We start from the raw sequence: 8,191 nt of genomic DNA, 5'->3' as shown, positions 1-8,191 counted from the left end.
TTGCTGACATCAACTAAATACTTTTTTCTTTTACCTGTTTTTTTCTTGAAAACACCAGGGTTTATTAAAGTTACCCCTTTCTCAATCTTTTGTTTCTGTCATTAAAAAATAACCGCTTGACATATTACCAGATTGCTTTATTGCCATTAAACAAACCGCAGTCTTTTAAATGATTATATCAAATGCACAGCCTGATTTCCATGTATTTATACAGTCACAGCGACCTAAAAGACAATCGCTTTTGATGAACAATTTTTTGCATCAATATGTTAATAATTTCCTTCTTTGTGGGTATATAAATAAGAATCAGCAGTTTGTGAAAAGAGGTGGTGTTATGGTGAGAGTTGAAGACATTTATATGAGCTACCGGATTTGCGGAACCGGCTATCCGCTGCTTTTGATTATGGGCTACGGCGGTACCATGAACCTATGGGAGGAACGACTGCTGATGTCGCTGGCCAAAAAATACAGGGTCATAATATTTGATAACCGCGGCATCTGAGAAACGAGTTCCGGCCATAAAGACTTTACGATTGAGCAATTCTCTGAAGATACCTATGAATTACTGGTTGCTTTAAACATTGAAAAGGCTCATGTCTTGGGCTGGTCGATGGGCGCGTCAATCGCCCAGGAATTAGCTTTAAGACATCCCGAAGTTGTCAACAAGCTAATTCTCTACGCTTCGCTTTGTCATCCGGAAATATTTCCACCTGAGCCAAAGGTACTTTCCAAGCTTGAAAACACCCTGGGCATTCCTTCTGATAAGGGTTTTGAATGGTTGCGCCTGATTTTTCCTGCGGACTGGATAAAAAGCAACCAGGATCGTATTCGGGAAGTCTTTCAACGGCCGCTGGGAAAAATGAATCCTGATGTGATTCTCAAGCAGGCCGAAGCAATTAATAAATGGGAAGGCTCCTGTAACCGAATCCCCTTTCTAAAGCACGAAACCCTTGTTATTGACGGCAAGGACGATCTGATTCTGCCCGCCGAAAATTCCGCCTACTTAGCCAGTAAACTGCCCAACTCCAAGCTCATTCTAATTCCCGATGCAGGGCATGGTTTAATGTTTCAAAACCCCGATAAATTCAATTTAATTGTCAACTTATTTCTGGATCAGTGATCCCTTTTTATCGATTCCTCTGACTTTGTAAATTCACAGTGATGCTGTTCGATTATATAAATATTTTAGCAGTAAAGATGTGGCTGCTTCCTGGGATAAATGAAGCAGCCGCATTAGTGCACCTGATTTAATCATTAATTTTCCTCTAAATTGATTTTTCTGCTTCTATTTTATTCATCATTCTTACAAACAATTCAGCAATTTCAGGATCAAACTGAGTTCCGGCATTCTTCTTGATTTCAGCTAGCGCACTTTCACGATCCGTCGCCTTTTTATAAACGCGATTCTCTGTCATGGCATCATAAGCATCGGTTATTCCAATGATCCGTGATAGCAGTGGAATCTCCTCCCCTGCCAACCCTTTCGGATAACCGCTGCCGTCCCAATGCTCATGATGGCTGAGAATATACTCAGAAATGGAGACCAGCTCAGGCGAAGCCGTAGCGATACGATAGCCGATTTCCGGATGCTTTTTCATTTCACTCCATTCTTCGTCGGTCAATTTTCCCGGTTTTCCGAGAATCCGATCATCAATTCCCACCTTGCCAATATCATGAAGGGTGGCCAGAATCTCCAAATTATCCAATTCAATTTGGGAAAGATCAAGGGCTTCCCCGACCATTCGGGATAGGGCTGCCAAGCGTTCGGAATGCTCCTCTGTTTCATGGCTTTTCTCATACATCGTCGCCTTAATCGATGAGATGATCGCGCTGTGAGAGCTGCGCTGTTCCAGAAGTTTGCGCTGATTCATATACAATTCAGCTTTTTTAATAGTTTGCTTTAAATCACCATAGGGTTTTTCTTTAGTGCCCGATCCTAAGGCTACATTGATATGAAAGGCCTCATTCAAAATCCGACGATTATGCAATATAAAGGACTCCTTAATTTGTTCCATCCGTTTTAATGCCGCTTCCCGGGATGTTTTCGGCATCAGAATACTGAATTCGTCCCCACCGATTCTGGCAATCAACTCCCCGTCACGACAGCTTCTTTTCATAATCCGTGCCGTTTCCATGATAATCCGATCCCCTGCTTCATGACCAAACGCATCATTCATCAGTTTGACCCCGTTGATATCGCCAATAATGATCGAGATCGGCAGCTGCTCGCCACTGTCAATCCGCTTTTGCTCTTCCTCCCAGAATAAGCGATTGTAGACTCCGGTCAGATGATCATGATAGCTGAGGTAGCGGTATTTCTGTTCACTTACCTCCAGGTTTTCTTTCGCGCTGGCAATCATTTTCGACTGATTATCTAGCCCGGTATATATTTTTTGATTGATAAACAATAAGCCAATCCCAAGTAGCTGACTGCTAATTGCGACGATCAGCCATCTCGAACCATAATTGGCAATCGCAAACTCGTAAAAAAAACCTCGGGTCAACAAGACCGTGATAATCAAAAAGGCCACCAGATTAAAAGCGATAAATCTCAAAACCCAGTTTTTGTCTAACAACGAGCCCGATAATACCAGCACCGCCGTCACACAAACCATTCCCGCCCCCATCGGCCCGGCCACGATAAGCACTAGTATGCTGGCAAAATAACCAGTCAGCAGAAAAAATAGTTTTTTAATTCGCAGATTGATTTTGCCACTAACGAGCACAAAAACCGATACAAAATACAGCGAGAATTCGATCGCTGATACCACATATTTACCTTCTTCAAAAAATAAGTAGGCACCATAAAAGAAAAGCACCGGGCCCAATAAAATAAAGTAAAAGGTGATATCATCGAATAAGTGATTTTTTATATAGTTGAGATCGCGGTAACCATCACCATTTTTTTTGATATTGGCAGTTTGCCTTTTTAAGTGACTAAACAGCTTTATGATGCATTCCTTCGCCACTGCGATTTTTTGCTTAACCATCTGATTCATTTTTTCATAACCCTTTCAACAATTATTTTTTCACTCAATCATTTTAATGATAGGGTTTGCCTACTAGATACCCCTTGTTGCTCTTTTTAGTCGTTTAATTGGCTAAGTCGCAATTTTTCAATAAAAAAACCGTCATCCGCTTACTGACCAGCGGATGACAGCTTTTTCTATTTTTGTATTTTTTCTGAGCTAAACTTTTTCTGCAATGGTTCGAATCAATTCTTCTGAAGCTGTCCAGCCGAGACAGGAATCGGTGATCGATTTTCCGTAGATCCCGCCGTCAACTGGCTGATTGCCTTCTTCAATATAGCTTTCAATCATCAGACCCTTAACATACTTTTTAAAGTCGGCATCGTAATGGCGATTACGCAGGACTTCCCGGGCGATTCGGGGCTGCTCGCTAAAACGCTTGTTAGAATTAGCATGATTTAAGTCGATGATCACCGCCGGACAGGAAAAATCCCGCTTTTCATAGAGTTTAATCAGGTGGATCATGTCCTCATAATGATAATTGGGATAGTTACGCCCATGCTGATCCACTGAACCCCGCATAATCGCATGAGTCAACGGATTTCCAGAGGTTTTCACTTCCCAGCCGCGATAGATAAAGGTATGTTCTGCCTGACCGGCCTGAATGGAATTGAGCATCACGGTAATATCGCCGCTGGTGGGGTTTTTCATGCCGACCGGGATTTCCAGTCCGGAGACAGTTAAACGGTGCTTCTGATTTTCCACCGATCGGGCACCTATCGCCACATAGCTGAGCAGATCTTCCAGATACGCATAATTTTCCGGATACAGCATTTCATCGGCACAGGATAAGCCGGTTTCTTCAATCGAGCGGATGTGCAATTGCCGAATCGCTTTAATCCCCTCAACCATATTGGCCTTTTTGTTGGCATCCGGCTGGTGGAGCATCCCCTTATATCCCTGGCCAGTAGTTCTCGGTTTATTGGTATAGATCCGCGGAATGATAACAATCTTATCTGCCACTTCTTTTTGAATAGCGCTTAGTCGGTTCACGTAATCAATTACCGCGGTTTCATTATCAGCAGAGCAAGGCCCAATAATTAAAATAAAACGGTCATCTTTTCCTTCAAAAACATTTCTGATCAATTGATCCCGCTGGGCCTTTATTTTTTGGCCAGCTTCAGACAGCGGCATCATCTTAAGAATTTCACTGGGTGATGGAATTTCCTGGATTAATTCAAAGCTCATTTATTCTCCCTTTTAAACTGTTTTTTATATTTCGGGCGATCTACTTGTTACTCACCGTTTCGCCCTGGATATTGAATCGGCCGGATTTTTCATTGTATTTTATTATAGAGATTAATGTTCTACCTGACAAGACTTATTATTGATTCCTCGAGCAACTGGTGAGTTTGGAATTTCGCTAACCTTTTTCTGATTGATATTGGCTAGAACAATTGATACCCGAAATAACTGATCTTCCGTTTCAAAGCGTGCCTCGCCATCATATTTTTTAGCAATCGCGATCACCGAAACGATCCCGACGCCCGCGGCTTCAGCTCTTTTTTGCGAAAGAATTACACCGTTCTTTTTGCGAATTTCTCCAGCGAAGCGATTGTCAACCGCAATAAATAACTTGTTACCGATCACTTGCGATGACAGTTTAATCGTTTTTTTACCCGCTGTGATGAGCCGACTGGCTTCTAAGGCATTTTCCAGAACATTTCCAAAAACGACACATAAATCCGTTTGATCGATTGCCAAATCCTCGGGAACCATTGTTTCAATGGTAAAATCAATCCCTTCCTGCTTACAAATATTGGCGTAATAACCGAGTATCGCATTAACTGCATCATTAGAGCAGTGGATCACATCGGAAATACTCAATCGATTGCCAAGCAGTTGGCAAAGATAGTTTTCCGCCTTCTGGCTATTCTGCTGTTTGATTAACCCCAACACGGTATTAAGATGATGACGCAGGTCATGTTCACCTTTGCGGGTTTCTTCAATGCACTCGCCAAATTTTTTATAGTATTCCGACTGAAACAACAGTTGCTGTTTGATCGTTTCATTACTTTCCATTAAAATCATATTTTTCTGAGATTGTTCTAACATTTCAATGACGACATAATAGATCAGATAAAAACCAAAAAAGGATACCATATTAAAGACCAAAAACTGCCAATTGGCAATCAGTTCGACCTTCATCGCCCCGAATGCCAAACTGATAATGTAGTAGACCATCGGGATAATCCACAGATATCCCCATGCTTTGTTATGGGTCTGCATCACCTGGCCGATTTTTTTTCTGAAGAAAATCCAGATCAGCGGATAGGTTAGCATTAAGATTACACACTGAAACAGGTTAAAGTAAAAAGAATAGGAGGTCTGGATATAGACCTGCTTAAGTCCATCGATCACGAAGGAAACCTCCAGATATTTGGCCATGTTGACGATAAAATCGGCGTAGCTTTTGACCAGAAATCCGACAAACAAGAGTTTAGAGGGTGTTCCCTGAACCACCGCCGTATAAACCCCAAGATATAAAAGCAGGAAAAAAACGCTGTGAAAAAAACGTAACCGATCCCATTCCGGCACCCATGCGATGATCAATATTACGGATACAATATTTAGCACCATGCACAGGCTTGCAAGGAAAATGACCATTTTCTTGGAATACCGGAGCTGATCCCATACTGGAATAAAAGCTAAAATAAAATAGGGCAAAATTGACAAGCCAATCCCCCAGATGATATTAAGACTATTACTGGGCATCAGCTGCACCCCTTAATCGGTTGAATACAAAGTCCAGATATTTTTGTCGGACTGCCACACTGTTGCTTATTGGAATCGCGACCTGATCGCCATTTTTCATGATAAAGTCAGTGGTAGTATAGTCTGTAATAAAATTCATGTTAACAATACTGCAACGGTGGCAGCGCAAAAAAGGCGCGCCTCCCAACAAGCTCTCAATCTGAGATAAGGGCATATAGGTTTTAATTTCTTCCCGAGTGGTATGGATCACAGAAACCTTATTAAAAACTTCCACATACATTATATCTTTCCGGCGAATCGCGAGTTCAAGTTTTCCAACGGGAATTAAAACCCCGGTGTTATCCTCTGACAACATTGCCAGGCAGCGATTCAGGGCTTCACCAATTCCTTCTGCTGTGATTGGCTTGATAATATAGTGTCGGGCTTCCAACTCAAACCCTTCGATAGCAAAATCCCTGCTTGAGGTAATCAGGACAATTTGACAGGCCTCACCTTGGCTCCGGAGTTTTTTACCAATCTCGATGCCGTTACCATTTTCCAGATAAATATCTAGAAAGACGATATTGAAATAGCCCGCCTGAAAGTTTTCCCAAAATTCCTCGGCTGCTGAAAAAAAAGCCACCTCGAAATCATAATTATTGCTAACTCCGTAATTATTCAGGTGCGTTTTGATTTTATCCCGGCACTCCTGTTCATCTTCACAAACTGCTATATAAACCACGCTGTCCTCCATCTGACCATTGATTTATTGACTGTTTTTGCTAATTTTATCATATTCAAGGCTCTTTCACAATTCATTTAGACCTCAAATCCAGCGCGAAACGCTATTTTTATTCGTGAAATTGAATTGTTCTGTAGACTAATTGTTGTTATGATAGTTTTAACATAAACTTATTTAGAGGTGTAGAAATGAAAAAAATGAAATTTTTAAGTGTGTTCTTGGTTCTTGCCCTATCGGTGTTTATTCTTGCCGGTTGTGGCGGTTCATCGGCAGCGGATGATTCTTCCTCAGCGGACGAAGCTACCGTTTATTCCCAGGATTTCACCATCGTTAATGAAACCGGGATTGAAATTTACGCAGTCTTTGTTTCACCAACCGGCGAGGAAAGCTGGGGCGAGGATATCTTAACCACCAATACCCTACCAACTGGAAGCTCTACTGATATTGCCTTTGATACCGATGTCGATGAACAATACTGGGATCTGATGGTTGCTGACTCGGCCGGAACAACAGTTGAATGGTCAGAAATTGATTTATTCACCGTTTCGGAGATCACCCTCAAAATCGAAAATGGCAATCCAACAGCCTCCTTCAAGTAAAAAAAAACGAAAAAATAAACCGCCGGAAATTATCTTTCCAGCGGTTTTATTTTTTTGTTAAAATAAAGAAAATTTTTGTCAGGTTTCTAAATCAGAACATTAACGCGGTCATTTTGTCAATGGCTTCATCATTCGCTTGATAAACTCCCGGGAAGCAGCCAAAATTCAAGCCGTGGCTTGCGCCCGGAATAAAGTAGAGCTTTCCACAGCGTTCACAGGCTTCTTTGGTTTTTTCAAAAATAATTTCAGGGGTCCAGCCCGGGAAATCAACAACACCGCTGTCAATATCGCCCATAAAGGAAATCTGTCCGCCGTACTTTTTAATCAGCTCCGGTACGTTGTTGGTGGTCATCACACCCTGCCAGATGTCAATCCCCATTTCAATCATCGCCGGAACCAGATTGGCCGCATAGGAGTCACTATGGTGAACAATTAATTCAACACCGTTGTCTTTATAAAAGCCGTAGATTTTTTTATAGGCCGGGACAAAGAATTCGGCAAACATTTGGGGCGAAACAAAGGAAGAAATTTGGCTGCCCCAATCATCATGGTGGAAGATACAATCGGGATGGATCCGACTGATCATTTCTTTGGCATACGCCAGTTCATATTCAACCAGATAATCAATCAGATCATGCATATCTTCCGGCTCCTCATACAGAGCCATCAAAGCATCTTCCATACTCATCAGATGATGGGTCATTTCAAAGATTCCCGGTGCCACAAAGGCAGTTACAAACTCTTCATTGCGATCAACGGCATTGGCATGGGCAACCGCTGCTGCCCATGCTTCATCGGATGTTTCGACCCTTGGTGCTTTAACCTGATTTCTCCAGTCAGTAATATCTTTTAATACCTTGTGCTGATCGTCATGAATTGGAAACCCTCCTAATTGTCCTTCCGGCCAGGTAAAGGTAATTCCCCAACCATTTTTAATCGTTTGACCGGGGCCAACCATCGCGCCGATTGGTGCTTCCATAATCAGATTCATAAACTCATACTGTTTTACAAATCGATCAGGCTTTCCCCCTCTGATGGTTTCTAATAGGTTTTGTCTTTTTGTTAACATGTATAAACCTCCTATATTTTGATCTAAGCATCTGTGAAATTACGTGAGCTTGGCTAGT

At 42.0% G+C, this 8,191-nt stretch carries 8 protein-coding genes; 3 read left to right on the top strand and 5 right to left on the bottom strand.

The features are described 5' to 3' along the window. Nucleotides 1-334: 334 nt before the first annotated feature. Both QZ998_RS01185 and QZ998_RS01180 read left to right on the top strand, forming a co-directional pair. Nucleotides 335-502 carry an alpha/beta hydrolase gene (locus QZ998_RS01185; RefSeq protein ID WP_296557364.1) on the top strand — a complete coding sequence of 56 codons (168 nt, stop codon included), beginning with the start codon at nucleotides 335-337 and terminating at the stop codon, nucleotides 500-502. 30 nt (nucleotides 503-532) lie between these two features. Next, a complete protein-coding gene (locus tag QZ998_RS01180; protein WP_296557366.1) occupies nucleotides 533-1,120 on the top strand; it encodes an alpha/beta hydrolase in 588 nt (195 codons plus the stop codon). Nucleotides 1,121-1,265: 145 nt separating this feature from the next. On the opposite strand, the gene QZ998_RS01175 is transcribed toward QZ998_RS01180, so the two are convergent. From QZ998_RS01175 to QZ998_RS01160, 4 genes are all read right to left on the bottom strand, one after another. Further along, complete coding sequence (locus QZ998_RS01175; protein ID WP_296557363.1) at nucleotides 1,266-2,990, bottom strand: diguanylate cyclase; 1,725 nt, start codon at nucleotides 2,988-2,990, stop codon at nucleotides 1,266-1,268. A gap of 198 nt (nucleotides 2,991-3,188) precedes the next feature. Further along, nucleotides 3,189-4,217 (bottom strand): 3-deoxy-7-phosphoheptulonate synthase, encoded by a 1,029-nt coding sequence (locus QZ998_RS01170; RefSeq protein ID WP_296557362.1) that lies wholly within the window; start codon nucleotides 4,215-4,217, stop codon nucleotides 3,189-3,191. 111 nt (nucleotides 4,218-4,328) lie between these two features. After that, nucleotides 4,329-5,744: a sensor histidine kinase gene (locus QZ998_RS01165; RefSeq protein WP_296557361.1), complete on the bottom strand. Its 1,416-nt coding sequence runs from the start codon at nucleotides 5,742-5,744 to the stop codon at nucleotides 4,329-4,331. Next, a complete protein-coding gene (locus QZ998_RS01160) occupies nucleotides 5,734-6,465 on the bottom strand; it encodes a LytTR family DNA-binding domain-containing protein (RefSeq protein ID WP_296557360.1) in 732 nt (243 codons plus the stop codon). Before QZ998_RS01160 ends, QZ998_RS01165 begins: the two co-directional genes overlap by 11 nt. 188 nt (nucleotides 6,466-6,653) lie before the next feature. On the opposite strand from QZ998_RS01160, the gene QZ998_RS01155 reads away from it, so the two are divergent. Then, nucleotides 6,654-7,064: a hypothetical protein gene (locus QZ998_RS01155; protein WP_296557358.1), complete on the top strand. Its 411-nt coding sequence runs from the start codon at nucleotides 6,654-6,656 to the stop codon at nucleotides 7,062-7,064. A gap of 91 nt (nucleotides 7,065-7,155) precedes the next feature. Here QZ998_RS01155 and QZ998_RS01150 read toward each other — a convergent pair whose 3' ends face one another. Next, nucleotides 7,156-8,133, bottom strand: coding sequence for a uroporphyrinogen decarboxylase family protein (locus QZ998_RS01150; protein WP_296557357.1), 978 nt, complete (start codon nucleotides 8,131-8,133; stop codon nucleotides 7,156-7,158). Nucleotides 8,134-8,191 lie beyond the last annotated feature (58 nt).

The sequence above is a fragment of the uncultured Acetobacterium sp. genome, from assembly GCF_927416815.1.
In the GTDB taxonomy this organism is placed as follows: Bacteria; Bacillota; Clostridia; order Eubacteriales; family Eubacteriaceae; genus Acetobacterium.
This window is presented reverse-complemented; position numbering and strand designations above follow the sequence as displayed.

Bases quoted from the DNA above. Each gene is read 5' to 3' on its own strand.
- QZ998_RS01165 (WP_296557361.1), bottom strand. From the start codon at position 5,744: ATGCCCAGTAATAGTCTTAATATCATCTGGGGGATTGGCTTGTCAATT.
- QZ998_RS01175 (WP_296557363.1), bottom strand. From the start codon at position 2,990: ATGGTTAAGCAAAAAATCGCAGTGGCGAAGGAATGCATCATAAAGCTG.
- QZ998_RS01150 (WP_296557357.1), bottom strand. From the start codon at position 8,133: ATGTTAACAAAAAGACAAAACCTATTAGAAACCATCAGAGGGGGAAAG.
- QZ998_RS01185 (WP_296557364.1), top strand. From the start codon at position 335: ATGGTGAGAGTTGAAGACATTTATATGAGCTACCGGATTTGCGGAACC.
- QZ998_RS01170 (WP_296557362.1), bottom strand. From the start codon at position 4,217: ATGAGCTTTGAATTAATCCAGGAAATTCCATCACCCAGTGAAATTCTT.
- QZ998_RS01155 (WP_296557358.1), top strand. From the start codon at position 6,654: ATGAAAAAAATGAAATTTTTAAGTGTGTTCTTGGTTCTTGCCCTATCG.